Origin of the sequence: Hafnia sp. HMSC23F03 (assembly GCF_001816025.1) — a bacterium.
Lineage (GTDB): Bacteria > Pseudomonadota > Gammaproteobacteria > Enterobacterales > Enterobacteriaceae > Hafnia > Hafnia paralvei.
The window spans coordinates 1-16,066 of the sequence record NZ_KV824222.1 but is presented as its reverse complement, the minus strand read 5'-3'; the positions used below and the strand labels follow the sequence as shown (position 1 = coordinate 16,066).

Below are 16,066 nucleotides of genomic sequence, written 5' to 3'. Positions count from 1 at the left end.
GCTTTCCTTTTTGTTTTACTGATCGTATAAAATTATACAAAATGACAAAGAAAATTGCACCCCGAGGAGAAAATCATGCCCCTGTTAACGATGGCAGTTAGTGCTGATGATGTGCGCGAAGCTGCAAAAACCCTTCAAGGTGCGGCACACCGCACGCCAGTTCTCACCTCCACCCAAGCGAATGCCATCACTGGCGCAAGCCTGTTTTTCAAATGTGAAAACTACCAGCGAGTTGGAGCATTTAAGTTTCGCGGGGCTTATAACGCGATAAGCCATTTAACACAGGAACAAAAGAAACGTGGGGTCGTCGCTTTCTCCTCCGGCAACCATGCGCAGGCGATGGCGCTGGCGGCACGAGAATTAGAAGTACCGGTGACCATAGTGATGCCGCACGATGCTCCAGCGGCCAAACTTGCAGCAACACGCGGTTATGGGGCCGAAGTCATTATTTACAATCGCCAAAAAGAAGATCGAGAAGCGATCGCTGCCGATCTGGCGGCTAAACGCGGCTTAAGCATCATACCTCCGTACAACCATCCGCATGTGATTGCAGGCCAAGGCACCTCAGCTCTCGAGTTATTCGAAGAGGTTGGTGAGCTTGATTTCTTATTTGTCTGTACCGGCGGCGGTGGATTGCTTTCTGGTTGCGCCATAGCGGCTAACCACTTAGCTCCAGACTGTCGTGTATTTGGCGTTGAGCCAGAAGCTGGTAACGACGTTCAGCAATCTTTACGCAGCGGAGAGCGCGTTAGCATCCCTGTTCCCGATACTATCGCCGATGGCGCACAAACCCAATGCGTTGGTGAACTAACCTTCCCAATTATTCGTAACTTTGTCGAAGATATTCTTACCGTCAGCGATCAGCAACTCTGCAATCAGATGCGTTTCTTTATGGAACGAATGAAAATGGTGGTTGAACCCACTGGGTGCTTAGCCGCTGCAGCAGCGATGAGTGGAAACATTGATATCCGCGGAGCACGCGTGGGGATCATCGTTAGCGGCGGCAACGTAGACGCAGAGTCCTACGGTGACTTTATTAAACGCGGGCAGAATCTGTCATGAAAATAATCCATTCAGATAAGTTACCAGCCCCTGGGGGACACTATTCCCCTGCAGTGCTCTCGGGCAATAATCTCTATATTTCTGGTCAGTTACCAATTTCGCTCGACAGCCCGCGACCGCAAGGTGATTTAGCCGAGCAGGCGCATGTCGTTTTTAGCAATATTGACGCTTTGCTGGCTGCCGAAAATATTGATAAGTGCCATTTGGTCAATGTGCAGATCTATCTTTGTGATGTCGCCCTGTGGCCAGAACTCAATCGGCTGTATGCCGAGTGGATGGGAGATCATCGACCTGCCCGTACCGTGGTACCTTGCTCAGCCCTACATTATGGAGCACTGCTCGAAGTCAGTGCCATTGCAGAAATAACCCTTAGCTGAGTACACTAGAGAAAATCTCTCTAATGCCTTCATCTGGAGTATCCTCGATGGCAAAAAACGCGGCAGCATTGCATATCCTTGTAAAGGAAGAAAAACAGGCGCTGGATCTTCTCGAACAGCTAAAGAATGGCGGTGATTTTGAGAAGCTGGCCAAGAAACACTCTATCTGCCCATCTGGTCGTAAAGGTGGTCACTTAGGTGAATTCAAGCAAGGCGCAATGGTACCTGCTTTCGATAAAGTCGTGTTCTCTTGCCCACTGCTGGAACCTTATGGTCCGCTGCATACACAGTTCGGTTATCACATTATCAAAGTGCTTTATCGCAACTAGTAAAAATTGAAGCAATAAAAAAGGCGCCTCGGCGCCTTTTTTTAGATTTTCGCGATTAACCCGCCACAGCGATACGTTTCATATCTTTCATATAGCCACGCAGCTTATGACCAACGGCTTCAATTGGATGATTGCGAATTGCTTCGTTCACGTCACGTAACTGAGCGTTATCAACCGCAGTCGCTGTGCTAGCGGCTTTGCCTAAATCGCCAGTTTGCAGTGAAGCCATAAATTTCTCTTTCAGCAATGGCACTGCCGCATTCGCAAACAGATAGTTACCGTATTCTGCGGTATCAGAGATAACCACGTTCATTTCATACAGACGTTTACGGGCAATGGTGTTCGCAATCAGCGGCAACTCATGCAGAGATTCGTAATATGCTGACTCTTCAATGATGCCAGAAGCCACCATCGTTTCGAATGCCAGTTCGACGCCCGCTTTAACCATAGCAATCATCAGAACACCTTGGTCGAAGTAATCCTGTTCCGCAATTTTGCCTTCGAACTGTGGCGCAGTTTCAAATGCTGTTTTGCCGGTCTCTTCACGCCAAGTCAGCAATTTGATGTCATCCTCTGCCCAGTCAGCCATCATTCCGCTTGAGAACGCACCAGAAATGATGTCGTCCATATGCTTTTGGAACAACGGAGCCATAATGCCTTTCAACTGCTCAGATAATGCATAAGCGCGCAGTTTGGCTGGGTTCGACAAGCGATCCATCATCAGGGTAATTCCCCCCTGCTTCAGCGCTTCAGTGATGGTTTCCCAACCAAACTGCACCAATTTTTCTGCATAAGCAGGATCGGTACCGTCCGCCACCAGCTTGTCAAAGCACAGCAAAGAACCAGCCTGCAGCATGCCACACAGAATAGTTTGTTCGCCCATCAGGTCAGATTTAACTTCTGCAACGAAAGAAGACTCCAGAACCCCCGCACGATGGCCCCCAGTGGCTGCGGCCCAGGCTTTAGCAATCGCCATACCTTCACCCTTAGGATCGTTTTCTGGGTGAACCGCAATCAGCGTCGGTACACCAAAGCCACGCTTATACTCTTCACGTACTTCAGTACCCGGGCACTTAGGCGCAACCATTACTACGGTAATGTCCTTACGAATTTGTTCACCCACTTCAACAATGTTGAAACCGTGCGAGTACCCCAGCGCTGCGCCATCTTTCATCAGCGGCTGTACGGCTTTTACCACCGCCGAATGCTGTTTGTCTGGAGTCAAGTTAACCACCAGATCTGCCTGCGGGATCAGATCTTCGTAGGTACCGACTTTAAAACCGTTTTCGGTCGCTTTACGCCATGAGGCGCGCTTCTCGGCAATCGCCTCTGCACGCAACGCGTAGGCCACATCCAAACCGGAGTCGCGCATATTCAGGCCTTGGTTCAGCCCTTGCGCACCACAGCCAACGATCACCACTTTTTTACCTTTCAGGTAACCCGCTTCATCTGCAAATTCTTCGCGCCCCATAAAGCGACACTTACCCAGTTGCGCCAACTGCTGACGCAGGTTCAATGTGTTGAAATAGTTAGCCATCGTGTGCTCCATTGTTTTGTTGTTGGACGTTGTGTTTTCGCTCTAAAGGCGACGTCTGCAAGTTAATTATTTTTCACTTCCCCGCCTGTCTGTCGGGGAGGTTCTCGTCAAGGAGAATGAACCCATCATATGACAGGATTTGTATTGCTTAAATTGATATATTACGAAGATGTCATTGCAGTTTTTGCAATGTAATGAGCGGAAATCACCCATGGATCTTCGAGACTTAAAATTATTTATCCACCTAGCCGAATCGCGTCACTTTGGCCGCACCGCGCATGCCGTGCACGTTAGCCCATCAACGCTCTCACGCCAGATCCAGCGGCTTGAAGAGGAACTCGGCCAGCCGCTATTCTTACGTGATAACCGAGATGTTCGGCTAACCAGCGCCGGTGAACAACTCAAAGTCTTTGCTCAACAAACGCTGCTGCAATACCAACAGCTGCGCAATGCTCTCGGACAGACAGGGCCAGCACTTACCGGAGAACTACGTCTGTTCTGCTCGGTGACTGCCGCCTACAGCCACCTGCCGTCAGTGCTTGATCGCTTTCGCGCTCTGCATCCGTTGGTCGAGATCAAGCTCACCACCGGTGACGCCGCCGATGCTGTCAGCAAGATTCAGTCAGACGAAGCCGACCTCGGCATCGCTGGTCGCCCAGAAACACTGCCCACCAGCATTGAGTTCACCAAGATTGGTGAGATCCCGCTGCGTTTGATTGCCCCTGCACTACCGTGCCACGTTCGCTCTTTAGCACTTGCAGAGCAACCAGATTGGTCACAGATCCCATTTATCCTGCCGCAGCATGGGCCTTCACGTCAGCGAATCGATCTGTGGTTCCGTCGGCAAAAAATCAGTAACCCGCAAATCTACGCCACTGTTTCCGGCCATGAAGCGATTGTGTCGATGGTCGCGCTCGGCTGCGGCATCGCCCTGTTACCCGACGTGGTGCTGAATAACAGCCCTGAGTCAATTCGTGCTCGTATCACCGAACTTGAACATGTCTCGATGGTTGCTCCTTTCGAATTGGGCGTTTGCGTGCAGAAAAAACGGTTAGAAGAGCCGTTGATTCATGCATTCTGGCAGCTGTTATAGCCACCAGAACCTTCTTCAAATCAGCCCTTCAAGAAGAAACGGAAAGCCGGATTATCCGTTTCATCATGACACTCATAGCCAAGTTCATGCAGTCGCGATTCAAAGTTTGGATCGCTATCTGCACGTTCAAACGCAGCTAAAACGCGGCCAAAATCGGTGCCATGACTGCGATAGTGGAATAACGATATATTCCAATGGGTGCCCAGCGTACTCAAAAACTTCAGCAACGCACCTGGCGATTCAGGGAACTCAAAGCTGTAAAGTCGCTCCTGCAGTGGCTTAGATGGACGTCCTCCGACCATATAACGCACATGCAGCTTCGCCATTTCATCGTCAGAAAGATCGACTACCTGATAACCGCCATTCTGCAACATAGCCAAAATCTCTTGTCGCTCCGCCACTCCGCGCGTTAGACGTACACCAACGAAAATGCAGGCACTATCAGCATCGGCATAGCGATAGTTAAACTCAGTGACCGAACGGCCACCTAGCAATTGGCAAAATTTGAGGAAGCTGCCCTGCTGCTCTGGGATCGTCACGGCTAATAGCGCTTCGCGTTGCTCGCCAAGCTCACAGCGCTCTGAGACATAGCGCAAGCCATGGAAATTAAGGTTGGCTCCCGAAAGTACATGCGCCAATCGCTCGCCCTGTATCTGATGCTGCTGAACGTATTTCTTCAAACCCGCTAGCGCCAATGCACCTGAAGGTTCCGCTACAGCTCGCACATCTTCGAACAGATCTTTCACTGCCGCACAGATCGCGTCGCTATCGACGGTGATCACATCGTCTAGGTATTCGCGGCAAAGGCGGAAGGTTTCATCACCGATGCGTTTCACCGCCACACCTTCAGCAAATAAGCCAACACGAGCTAAATCTACCGGATGCCCCGCATCCAACGCCGCGCGTAAACAGGCCGAGTCCTCGGCTTCAACGCCGATCACCTTAATCTGCGGCATCAGCTGTTTGATCAACACCGCGACACCAGCGGCTAAGCCACCGCCACCAACGGGAACAAATACGCGATCCAGATGAGCATCCTGTTGTAACAACTCCATAGCCAAAGTGCCTTGGCCCGCGATAACCGCCGGGTGATCGAAAGGAGGAACAAACGTCAGATTTTTGCTCTTGGCTAATTCAATCGCATAGGCTTTGGCTTCATCAAAATTTGCACCGTACAGCACGGCTTCACCGCCAAAGCCACGCACCGCATCTACTTTAATATCAGCGGTAGATACCGGCATCACAATGGTGGATTGAATGCCTAAACGTGAGGCGGAAAGCGCGACTCCCTGTGCATGGTTGCCTGCGGAGGCCGTTACCACGCCATTGGCTTTCTGCTCTTCGTTAAGACCGGCGATCATCGCGTAGGCACCGCGCAATTTAAAACTGTGCACTGGCTGGCGATCTTCGCGTTTGACTAAAACCGTATTGCCAATTCGTTCGGATAGCTTAGTCATGGTCTGTAGCGGAGTTACCTGAGCAACCTCATACACTGGAGCTCGTAACACCGCACGCAGATATTCAGCTCCACAGGGCTGCTCTGGAAGCACTTCTTTTTGCGCCTTAGCAGGGGAAGTCATGATTAACCTCCCAGCTTAGATTTATCGCGTACCGCGCCGCGGTCTGCGCTAGTTGCCAGCATCGCATAAGCACGCAAAGCAAAGGATACCTGACGCTCGCGCGCTTTAGGTGTCCATGCCGCATCACCTCGCGCCAGCTCTTCTTCTCGGCGATTGGCCAGTTCACTTTCCGAAATGTCTAACTTGATGCCACGCTGTGGAATATTGATATCAATCATGTCGCCGTCTTGTACTAGGGCAATGATGCCGCCGCTCGCCGCTTCAGGAGAAACATGCCCAATTGACAGGCCGGACGTACCTCCGGAGAAACGGCCATCGGTAATCAACGCACAGCTTTTACCTAGCCCCATCGATTTCAGATAGGTCGTCGGATACAGCATTTCTTGCATGCCAGGGCCACCTTTTGGCCCCTCGTACCGGATAACAACAACGTCACCCGCGACAACTTTTCCCCCCAGAATGGCGTCTACTGCCGCATCTTGGCTTTCATACACTTTCGCTGGGCCACGGAAAATCAGGCTCTCTTTTTCCACACCGGCGGTTTTCACAATACAGCCATCTTCAGCGATATTGCCGTACAGCACGGCCAAACCACCGTCTTGACTATAGGCAAACTCACGGGTTCGGATACAGCCTTCTTGGCGATCAGTATCCAGAGAGTCCCAGCGGCACTCTTGCGAGAATGCTTTTGTGGTACGGATACCCGCAGGGCCAGCGGTATACATCTTTTTGACACTGTCATCTTCTGTGACCATCACGTCGTAGGTCGCTAACGTTTCAGGCAAGGTCATGCCCAGAACGTTATTCACTTCGCGATTTAGCAGCCCAGCACGATCCAGTTCCCCTAAAATCCCCATCACGCCGCCAGCGCGATGCACGTCTTCCATATGGTATTTCTGGGTGCTTGGCGCGACTTTACACAGATGAGGAACCTTACGTGACAGACGATCGATGTCCGTCATGGTGAAATCAACTTCGCCTTCCTGTGCCGAAGCCAACAGATGCAGAACGGTATTAGTTGAGCCGCCCATGGCGATATCCAACGTCATCGCGTTTTCAAACGCCGCTTTGTTAGCGATATTGCGCGGCAACACGCGTTCATCGTCCTGCTCGTAATAGCGTTTCGTCAATTCGACAATGCGCTTGCCCGCATTCAGGAACAGATCTTTGCGGTCAGCGTGGGTGGCCAGCAATGAACCATTTCCTGGTTGAGATAAACCCAGCGCTTCAGTTAAACAGTTCATGGAGTTAGCGGTGAACATACCGGAACATGAGCCGCAAGTAGGACACGCTGAGCGCTCGATTTGTTCACTATCCGCATCCGAGACGTTTGGATTGGCGCCCTGAATCATCGCATCAACCAGATCCAGCTTGATGATTTGATCGGATAGCTTGGTTTTACCCGCTTCCATCGGCCCGCCCGAAACAAAGATCACTGGAATGTTCAAGCGCAGTGACGCCATCAGCATCCCTGGGGTGATTTTGTCGCAGTTGGAAATGCATACCATGGCATCAGCACAATGTGCGTTAACCATGTATTCCACGGAGTCGGCAATCAGCTCGCGGGAAGGGAGGGAATACAGCATACCGCCATGTCCCATAGCGATACCGTCATCAACCGCAATCGTATTGAACTCTTTAGCTACGCCGCCTGAGGCCTCGATCTGCTCTGCAACCAGTTTACCCAGATCGCGCAGGTGGACATGACCAGGCACGAACTGGGTAAATGAGTTAACCACGGCAATAATCGGCTTACCAAAATCTGCGTCGGTCATTCCTGTTGCTCGCCATAATGCACGAGCGCCCGCCATATTACGGCCATGTGTGGTTGTTGCAGAACGATACTTTGGCATGCTTAATTCACTCCAGCGTAAGCCTGTGCTCAGGCTTTTATCTATTTATGCGGGCGGGAACGAACCGCCCGTCTTATCCCTTTCATACTTCCAGCTGCGTGTGCATTGGTTGCCTGCAACCCGATGTATTTCGGGGTTATATTTTGATGAATAACCTGTCTGTCACTTCAATTACTTAGCGTTAACTAAATCCAACCAGCCCCACTGATCTTCGGTCTTACCAGTAAACAGGCCAAAGAAGGCTTCCTGAATCTGTTTCGTCACTGGGCCGCAGCGACCAATACCCACCTGAATGCCGTCTACGCTGCGTACTGGGGTAATTTCTGCCGCGGTGCCTGACATAAAGACTTCGTCTGCCAGATACAGTGATTCACGCGACATAACCTGCTCACGAATTTCAAAACCAGCATTTTTTGCCAGTTTGATAATGGCATCACGCGTGATCCCCGGCAGCGCCGCAGAGGTGAACGGCGGGGTGAAAATAATGCCATCTTTCACCATAAACAGGTTTTCGCCCGCGCCTTCTGATACATAGCCATGCACATCCAGAGCGATACCTTCCTGATAGCCATGACGTCGAGCTTCAGAACCAACCAGCAAAGAGGAAAGGTAGTTACCACCGGCTTTTGCCGTGGTTGGAATGGTGTTTGGTGCTGCACGATTCCAAGAAGAAACCTGAGCATCAATACCCTGATCCAGTGCGTCTGCGCCCAGATATGCCCCCCAAGGGAATGCGGCAATGATGACATCAGTTTTGTAGCCTTCTGGCGGGTTAACGCCCATGCCAACATCGCCGACAAATACCAATGGACGGATGTAAGCACTGGTCAGATTATTTTTGCGCAGAGTTTCACGGCAGGCTTCCATCAGTTCATCAACGCTGTAGGAAACTGGCATGCGATAGATCTTGGCGGAGTCACGCAGGCGCTGCATATGCTCACGGTGACGGAAAACTGCAGGGCCATTGTTGGTATCGTAGCAGCGCACCCCTTCAAATACGGAAGTGCCATAATGCAGCGCATGAGACATTACGTGTACTTTAGCTTCTGCCCATGGAACCATCTCGCCATTGAACCAAATATAATCAGCTTTCTTAGTGGTCATTCTTCTTTTCCTTGTCGCGTCTCATGCGCGTAATTAATGTTATTAATCTTGTAACAAACGTAATCGGTTAACAAACAGCCTGTTGACGTGCGGTCTGAGGCTGGATCTCAACACTGGCAACATCCATCAATTTATTCAGCTGCGATGACAGCAGGTTGATTGGCCGTTGGCTCGACACCGTCAGTTCGATGCTCACACTATCTGAATCCAGCGTCTGAGCCATATTCATAGCACAAACCTGAAAGCCACGGTGACGAATAACGCGCAGCACACGCTCTAAAACTTCTGGGCGGAATCGTGCCTGAATAGCCAATTGATGTTGCGAAGATGTTAACTGCATCATGATATTTTCTCCATCATAGATTCATTGCCTGCGCCCGGCGGAACTAAAGGCCAGACATTCTCTAATTCGTCGATGGAGACATGGAGCAGGTAAGGCCCCTCGCTGTTTAACAGCGTATCCAGTGCCGCGTCGACTTGATCTTTACGGGTGATAGTCTGACCAGAAATTCCAAACGCGCTGGCCAACATGATGAAATCAGGGTTATCTGACAGATTGGTTTCGCTGTAGCGACCATCAAAAAAGAGTTGTTGCCATTGGCGAACCATGCCCAAGCGTTGGTTATCCAACAAAATGATTTTCACCGGCAAATTTTTACGTTTGATGGTACCCAGTTCCTGCACATTCATCATGAATGAGCCGTCGCCAGATACACAGATCACCATATCATCAGGACGAGCCATCTGTGCGCCAACCGCAGCAGGAATACCAAAGCCCATCGTGCCTAAGCCGCTTGAGGTAATAAAATTTTCTGGGCGAGCAAACTGCATATGTTGCGCAGTCCACATTTGATGCTGACCAACGTCGGTTGTCACCACCGCTTCAGCGGGCTTGCGGTCAGACAACTGTTTCAAAAACAACGGTGCATAAATCGCCTGCCCCGGATGATCGTAACGCCACGGATGCTCAGCTTTCAGGCTGATAACGTCATATTGCCACTCACCGATGCTTAATGGCTGACTCAGCGCTGGCAACATGCGGTTTAAATCACCGCACAATTCCACATGAGCCTGACGTAACTTACTCATTTCGGCAGGGTCGATATCCATATGAATCACTTTAGCGTGGGGAGCAAACGCATTCAGCTTCCCAGTAACGCGATCGTCAAAACGTGCGCCAACGGCAATCAGTAAATCACATTGCTGTACTGCAAGATTAGCTGCCTTAGTGCCGTGCATCCCTAACATGCCCAAATAACAGGGATGGTTAGCGTCTGGAGCCCCTAAACCTTTCAGCGTCACTACTGCCGGTACGCCGGTCGCATTAACAAAATCTCGTAAAGCGGGAACGGCCTGCGCCATCCCCACACCACCGCCAACGTACAGCATTGGCTTTCTCGCCTTAGCCAACAGCTCACGAGCCTGTTGTAATTCCTCTTGGCAAGGAGCCATCACTTCTGACACCGCAGACAAATGCGCAGCCAATTCACCTTCAGCCAACTGAATATCTTTTGGAATATCGATTAACACCGGTCCAGGACGACCACTAGTTGCTACTGCAAAGGCCTCAGCCATGATACTTGGCAGAGCTTCCAGCGATTCCACCAGAAAACTGTGTTTGGTACAGGCCAGAGATAGCCCCAGAACATCGATCTCTTGAAATGCATCGGTGCCAATCAGGGCTGAACCTACCTGCCCAGTGATCGCAACGATGGGAACTGAATCCAACATGGCATCAGCCAGCCCAGTGATCAAATTCGTTGCGCCAGGGCCGGAAGTCGCAATACATACGCCAGGTTTTCCCGTTGAACGAGCATAGCCAATCGCTGCAATGACAGCGCCTTGCTCGTGCCGACACAGTAGGTGTTCCACACCACCGTCATACAATGCATCGTATACCGGCATAATTGCGCCACCTGGATAGCCGAAAACTTTATCAACACCCTGTGCTCGCAATGCTTGTACTACCCACTGTGCTCCATTCATAGTTTAATTCCCCGCCCTTTTACTGGGACAACAGGATTTTATTCTGTCAGTCATTTTCTGTTCCCCGCCACTTTCTCATTGCGAAAAAAAACCCCCGGACCTTTCGGTGCGGGGGTTCTCGTTTGATTCAGGCTTGATTTTTAAGCCTTTCTTCGTCCAAGTGCTGCCCCGCACGGTGGGATAATAATCACCACCACACTAATCACGACGAGGCTGAGTACTTGGACGAGAGTTTTCATAAATAGTTTTTTCTGTTGCCTTCTGAGCTAATGCTTAAAGAGTTATCACAGTTCTTTGCTGTCTGACAATAATTTTTTTGCGTAACCATTAAACAAAAACGGCTCAAATCACACCCAATAATATGATTTAACATCATTTTATTGTGGTTTCCTCTGGAGAAATTTTTCTTCCCAATGAGGCACCTTGTGTATCTCGACTGAAGGAAATCAGCACAATAATGGCCACCGCAACGCTACCGGCAATAATGGCCATCGCCAAGCCGTAGTTCTGCCCGTGGCTTTCAGCAATGGTGGCTTGAAGCGTTGCGTTTACCGAAGCAATCAGATTCCCCAACTGATACACGAAACCAGGCAATACAGCACGAGTATTCGCGGGAACCAGCTCATTCAGATAGGTTGGGATAACGCCCCAAGCCCCTTGAACCATGAACTGCATTAGGAATGCGCCAATACCAAGCATGAGCGACCCACCGGAGAATGCCCACAGAGGAATCACAGGTAAAGCCAGCGCAGCTGCAATAATAATGGCCTTTTTACGCCCAATTTTTTCTGATAGAACGCCAAAGAATACACCGCCGATAATTGACGCGATATTGTAGCTAATGGCAATGATACTGACGGTTTTAGGATCGAAACCATGCTGAATTTTCAAAAAAGCAGGATACATATCTTGCGTGCCATGACTGAAGAAATTGAACGCCGCCATCAGCAAAACAAGATAAATACAAAGCTTCCAATGACTCTTCAAAACAGGTAATAACGCAGTGCTTTCTTTCCGCTCACGCGCTGCCAACCAAACGGGAGACTCGGGGACTTTGAAATATATAAACGGCAATAACACTATCGGTATCGCGCCAATGACAAACATGCCTCTCCAACCGACAAGCTCAAACAACGAGCCATACACCACCGCTGCCAGCAAATAGCCAAACGGATAACCTGCCTGAAATATGCCTGACATTAGACCGCGTGAACGGTCTGGAATAGTTTCCATAGCCAGAGATGACGCAACACCCCAGATACCGCCCATCGCAACGCCATAGAGCACTCTGAGGACGAGGAAAGTAGTGAGGGATGGAGCGGCTGCGGAAAGCAGCTCAAAGATTGAAAAAAACAGGATATTCACCATCAATATTGGCCGACGACCATACTTCTCCGCCGCGCGCCCAAACAGCAAGGCACCAATAGGACGTACCGCAAGCGTCAATAAAATCGCTAGCGTGACCTGTTCCATACCGACGTGAAAAGCCGCAGCAATATCGCTAAGTAAGAATACGAGGATAAAAAAATCAAATGCGTCGAGCGTCCAGCTTAGAAAGCTCGCAATAGCAACGTTACGTTGCTGGCTTGACCAACCAAACATAGTGAATTCCCTACCGTAGAGTATGAGGCGCTTTTTTAGCGTTTTTATAGGAGACAACTGCACAGCCTGTTAATTGTGGTTTGTTATGCAGAATGTCTTTTTGTATTACTAATGTTAAATATAACCCTCTTAGCTACAGGGCCAAAACAATTAGCACGCTATCTTTGTTAAATATTGTATGTTAAATGTTAAGTTTTGTTGCCACCTCATAATCTGGTCCGCAGGTTTGAATGGAAAGCAGGGCATATGCATCAAAAGGCTGGAATCAAGTACTCAAAACACATCGCTCAGACTGGCGCTTTAAATCTTTAGCCGCATGATGTCGCTAAACAAGGAGGTGGCTATGCTCGAAGGTGACTATGTCAGTAGCGATGATTAATACCCGTGCGGCAATCGGTGTCCAAGCTCCAGCCGTCAGCGTTGAAGCACATATCAGCACAGGATTGCCTGGTTTTACGCTGGTAGGCCTACCCGAAGCCACTGTGAAAGAGGCCAAAGACCGTGTTAGAAGCGCAATCATCAACTGCGGTTTTACTTTTCCGGCCAAACGAATAACGGTCAATCTGGCTCCAGCTGACTTGCCCAAAGAAGGAGGACGCTACGATCTGCCCATCGCTATTGCGATTTTAATTGCCTCTGAGCAGCTTAGCGCGACGTCAGTGGAAGGATTGGAGCTGTTGGGTGAATTAGGCCTCTCAGGCGCCCTACGACGCATTCAGGGCGCAATTCCTGCAGCTATGGCTGCTCAACGCGATCAACGGAAGTTGATCGGCCCAGCGGAGAATGAGGAAGAGTTGGGTCTTCTTGGGGAACAACAACCACACCTCATTGCCGATAATCTTCTCCAAGTATGTGATTTCCTTAGCGGCGATTTAAAACTCCTCTCGCCAAGAGGAACGCAGCTATCCACGATGTCCTCAAACAACAAAGACATGCGAGATATTATTGGGCAGGAACAAGCCCGTAGAGCGTTAGAAATTGCCGCAACCGGAGGACATAACCTGCTGTTGTTAGGGCCTCCGGGGACGGGGAAAACCATGCTAGCCAGTCGGCTGAATAGCATATTACCTCCACTAACGAAAGAAGAGGCACTTGAGAGCGCTGCAGTGGCTAGCTTGGTGCATCAATCAACTACTGGACAATCTTGCTATCAGCGGCCATTCAGAACCCCGCATCACAGCGCCTCAATGGCTGCGCTCATCGGCGGTGGCTCTTTACCTAGGCCAGGAGAGATATCACTCGCACATAATGGTGTTTTATTCTTAGATGAACTGCCTGAGTTTGAACGTCGTGTCCTTGATGCGCTGCGTGAACCACTAGAATCAGGGGAGGCTTGCATTTCAAGGGCTCTGGCTAAAGTTACGTTCCCAGCAAGGGTACAATTAGTTGCAGCAATGAACCCTAGCCCCACCGGACACTACAAAGGTATTCATGCTCGAACACCGCCACAACAAATATTGAAATATTTATCTCGTCTATCTGGGCCATTTTTAGATCGGTTTGACCTTTCTATTGAGGTTCCATTGCTACCGGCAGGAGTACTAAGCATTCAAAAAACTATGGGGGAAAGCAGCGAGATGGTCAGACAGCGGGTATGTCTAGCACGTGAAGTGCAGTATAAACGTTCTGGGAAACTTAATGCTCACTTAGCAGGAAAGGAAATGGACAGGGTTTGTGGCCTATCCCAACCAGACGCCGCATTTTTAGAACAGGCGCTAGAGAAGATGGGGCTATCAGTAAGAGCTTGGCATCGCATACTTAAAGTTGCTCGCTCTATTGCCGATCTCGCACAATGTGAAAACATAAACCGCTCTCATATTGCAGAAGCACTGAGCTATCGCTCTATGGATCGACTAATTCAACATTTACATCAAGCACTACAATAAAAAACGGGGCCTTAAGCCCCGAGTTTTTAGTCATCACTATCGGTATATTCTTCAACCGTATCCATCTGTGGTTTGCCACCAGATAGAGTATGGAAACGCTTAGGACGACGGATTCGTGCTATGTACTTAGACCAGATCTTCTCAGCTTCCGTTGCAGGCTGGCGCTCACCACGGCATACCGCAACGAACAGTTCTTCTTCTTCAGTTTGCGGTTCGCGAGTCCCTAAATCCAACTCGTTAAATGCATAACCGAAACGCTCAAGAACCTGAGCTTCTTTAATTGTGAAATCGCCGTGGCGTGAAAAACCACGTGGATAATGTTTATTGTCAAAAAAACGATGATTTGTGCTGAAGCTTTCCGCCATCTGACACGCTCCTAAATTTTCTTATTGCTGTGCTACTTATGGCGCGGAGTATTAGTTAGGCTTGACAACGTGTAAAACAAAACATTTAAATCATCATGATTAATATTTTTGTGGGAGAGACAGTGGATAGCGAATTATTGAAAACCTTCTTGGAAGTCAGCAGAACGAGGCACTTTGGCAAAGCCGCAGAATCGCTTTATCTAACACAATCAGCGGTTAGCTTTCGTATACGGCAATTAGAAACACAGGTTGGTGCCGATCTGTTTACTCGTCATCGCAACAATATCCAACTGACTGAGGCTGGTGAACGACTCGTACCCTACGCAGAAAAGCTGATGGAAACATGGCTACTGGCAAAAAAAGACGTTCTCAAGAGTCGCCAACATAAAGAGCTTTCTATCGGTGCACCAGCCATGATGTGGGAGGCATTATTGATCTCATGGCTAACTGGGGTTTATTGCCAGAAACCAGATATGTTACTTGAGACTCGCATAGGGCAACGACACACGCATGTCCGGCAATTGCATGAACGTCATCTAGATCTATTGATCACGACAGAGATCCCCAAAATGGAGGAGCTGTCGACAGAAAAAGTCGGTGAGTTTTCACTACAACTACTTGCCACTGCTGAAGGCAACGAAGCGAAAAATCTGCCTTATATTCGCTTGGAATGGGGGGCTGACTTCTCACGTTTTGATGAGCAACTTGTTAGCAGCAATAAACCGCCTATTTTGACAACTAGCTCAATCTCAATTGCTAGCCAAATAATGAGTCAGACCGGAGGGAGAGCATTTTTCCCAGCCAACTGGGGGCAAAGTGGCTTTTACATTGATGAGTCACAGGAGGCTCTTATTCGTCCAATTTATGCCGTTTGGCTGCATAACAGCGATAGAAAGGAAGAGATAAAATTCCTGACACAATCATTGGTAGCATTCTACCAAAAGTCTTAACGCTTATATTCGAATGTTATTAGGTTTATCGTTGGGCGTAAATGTGCAGAGATGTATACGAAGCGTCCCAACAGTTCAAGAACAAAGAATCTTTTCCACGAAAATCGAAGAAAAAGTCTAAAAGGCAGGGTGATGTAAGTTATCAGGTTCCAAAAGCAAAAAAGCCTTCCGCAAGCGGAAGGCTAATTATATGGCAGGGGCGGAGAGACTCGAACTCGCGACACCCGGTTTTGGAGACCGGTGCTCTACCAACTGAGCTACGCCCCTAAAGAACGCTAACTATTATCCCGCGATGCGATGATAATTTAAATAAGTGGCGGAACGGACGGGGCTCGAACCCGC

General features: G+C 49.4%; 15 protein-coding genes and 1 tRNA gene. 6 read left to right on the top strand and 10 right to left on the bottom strand.

The annotated features are described in order from the left end of the window. The first annotated feature begins 75 nt into the window (after positions 1-75). The 3 genes from HMPREF3091_RS10080 to ppiC are packed head-to-tail and all read left to right on the top strand — an operon-like array spanning position 76 to position 1,768. Positions 76-1,062, top strand: coding sequence for a threo-3-hydroxy-L-aspartate ammonia-lyase (locus HMPREF3091_RS10080; protein WP_004089247.1), 987 nt, complete (start codon positions 76-78; stop codon positions 1,060-1,062). Further along, complete coding sequence (locus HMPREF3091_RS10075) at positions 1,059-1,439, top strand: RidA family protein (protein WP_070715646.1); 381 nt, start codon at positions 1,059-1,061, stop codon at positions 1,437-1,439. The genes HMPREF3091_RS10080 and HMPREF3091_RS10075 overlap by 4 nt, the downstream gene beginning before the upstream one ends. Positions 1,440-1,486: 47 nt before the next feature. Then, a complete protein-coding gene (gene ppiC / locus HMPREF3091_RS10070; protein ID WP_004089245.1) occupies positions 1,487-1,768 on the top strand; it encodes a peptidylprolyl isomerase PpiC in 282 nt (93 codons plus the stop codon). 55 nt (positions 1,769-1,823) lie between these two features. Here ppiC and ilvC read toward each other — a convergent pair whose 3' ends face one another. Next, the gene (gene ilvC / locus HMPREF3091_RS10065) at positions 1,824-3,305 is read right to left on the bottom strand and encodes a ketol-acid reductoisomerase (RefSeq protein WP_035502124.1); all 1,482 of its coding nucleotides are present in this window, start codon (positions 3,303-3,305) and stop codon (positions 1,824-1,826) included. 211 nt (positions 3,306-3,516) lie between these two features. Here ilvC and ilvY point away from each other — a divergent pair, with 211 nt between their 5' ends. Further along, positions 3,517-4,398, top strand: coding sequence for an HTH-type transcriptional activator IlvY (gene ilvY, locus HMPREF3091_RS10060; RefSeq protein WP_004089243.1), 882 nt, complete (start codon positions 3,517-3,519; stop codon positions 4,396-4,398). A gap of 20 nt (positions 4,399-4,418) precedes the next feature. Here the strand turns inward: ilvY and ilvA are convergent, their stop codons facing one another. The 7 genes from ilvA to HMPREF3091_RS10030 form a co-directional block, all read right to left on the bottom strand. Continuing rightward, positions 4,419-5,978 carry a threonine ammonia-lyase, biosynthetic gene (gene ilvA / locus HMPREF3091_RS10055; protein WP_070715643.1) on the bottom strand — a complete coding sequence of 520 codons (1,560 nt, stop codon included), beginning with the start codon at positions 5,976-5,978 and terminating at the stop codon, positions 4,419-4,421. A gap of 2 nt (positions 5,979-5,980) precedes the next feature. Further along, positions 5,981-7,831, bottom strand: a complete 1,851-nt coding sequence (ilvD, locus tag HMPREF3091_RS10050) for a dihydroxy-acid dehydratase (RefSeq protein ID WP_070715641.1) — start codon at positions 7,829-7,831, stop codon at positions 5,981-5,983. A gap of 171 nt (positions 7,832-8,002) precedes the next feature. Beyond that, positions 8,003-8,935, bottom strand: coding sequence for a branched-chain amino acid transaminase (locus tag HMPREF3091_RS10045; protein WP_070715639.1), 933 nt, complete (start codon positions 8,933-8,935; stop codon positions 8,003-8,005). Positions 8,936-9,002: 67 nt separating this feature from the next. Continuing rightward, positions 9,003-9,278, bottom strand: coding sequence for an acetolactate synthase 2 small subunit (ilvM, locus tag HMPREF3091_RS10040; protein WP_004089239.1), 276 nt, complete (start codon positions 9,276-9,278; stop codon positions 9,003-9,005). Continuing rightward, the gene (gene ilvG, locus HMPREF3091_RS10035) at positions 9,275-10,921 is read right to left on the bottom strand and encodes an acetolactate synthase 2 catalytic subunit (RefSeq protein ID WP_070715635.1); all 1,647 of its coding nucleotides are present in this window, start codon (positions 10,919-10,921) and stop codon (positions 9,275-9,277) included. The genes ilvM and ilvG overlap by 4 nt, the downstream gene beginning before the upstream one ends. A 140-nt stretch (positions 10,922-11,061) precedes the next feature. Then, positions 11,062-11,160 (bottom strand): ilv operon leader peptide, encoded by a 99-nt coding sequence (ilvL, locus tag HMPREF3091_RS22180; RefSeq protein WP_071778685.1) that lies wholly within the window; start codon positions 11,158-11,160, stop codon positions 11,062-11,064. 133 nt (positions 11,161-11,293) lie between these two features. Next, on the bottom strand, positions 11,294-12,523 hold the full coding sequence (locus HMPREF3091_RS10030) for an MFS transporter (RefSeq protein ID WP_070715632.1): 1,230 nt from the start codon (positions 12,521-12,523) through the stop codon (positions 11,294-11,296). 359 nt (positions 12,524-12,882) lie between these two features. Here HMPREF3091_RS10030 and HMPREF3091_RS10025 point away from each other — a divergent pair, with 359 nt between their 5' ends. Then, positions 12,883-14,409, top strand: a complete 1,527-nt coding sequence (locus tag HMPREF3091_RS10025; RefSeq protein ID WP_070715628.1) for a YifB family Mg chelatase-like AAA ATPase — start codon at positions 12,883-12,885, stop codon at positions 14,407-14,409. Between the two features lie 26 nt (positions 14,410-14,435). Here the strand turns inward: HMPREF3091_RS10025 and HMPREF3091_RS10020 are convergent, their stop codons facing one another. After that, the gene (locus HMPREF3091_RS10020; protein WP_004089230.1) at positions 14,436-14,774 is read right to left on the bottom strand and encodes a MaoP family protein; all 339 of its coding nucleotides are present in this window, start codon (positions 14,772-14,774) and stop codon (positions 14,436-14,438) included. A 122-nt stretch (positions 14,775-14,896) separates the two neighbouring features. Here HMPREF3091_RS10020 and hdfR point away from each other — a divergent pair, with 122 nt between their 5' ends. After that, positions 14,897-15,724 (top strand): HTH-type transcriptional regulator HdfR, encoded by an 828-nt coding sequence (gene hdfR / locus HMPREF3091_RS10015; RefSeq protein ID WP_070715722.1) that lies wholly within the window; start codon positions 14,897-14,899, stop codon positions 15,722-15,724. A 191-nt stretch (positions 15,725-15,915) separates the two neighbouring features. On the opposite strand, the gene HMPREF3091_RS10010 is transcribed toward hdfR, so the two are convergent. Continuing rightward, positions 15,916-15,991: transfer RNA gene (locus tag HMPREF3091_RS10010), tRNA-Trp, on the bottom strand. Positions 15,992-16,066: the final 75 nt, after the last annotated feature.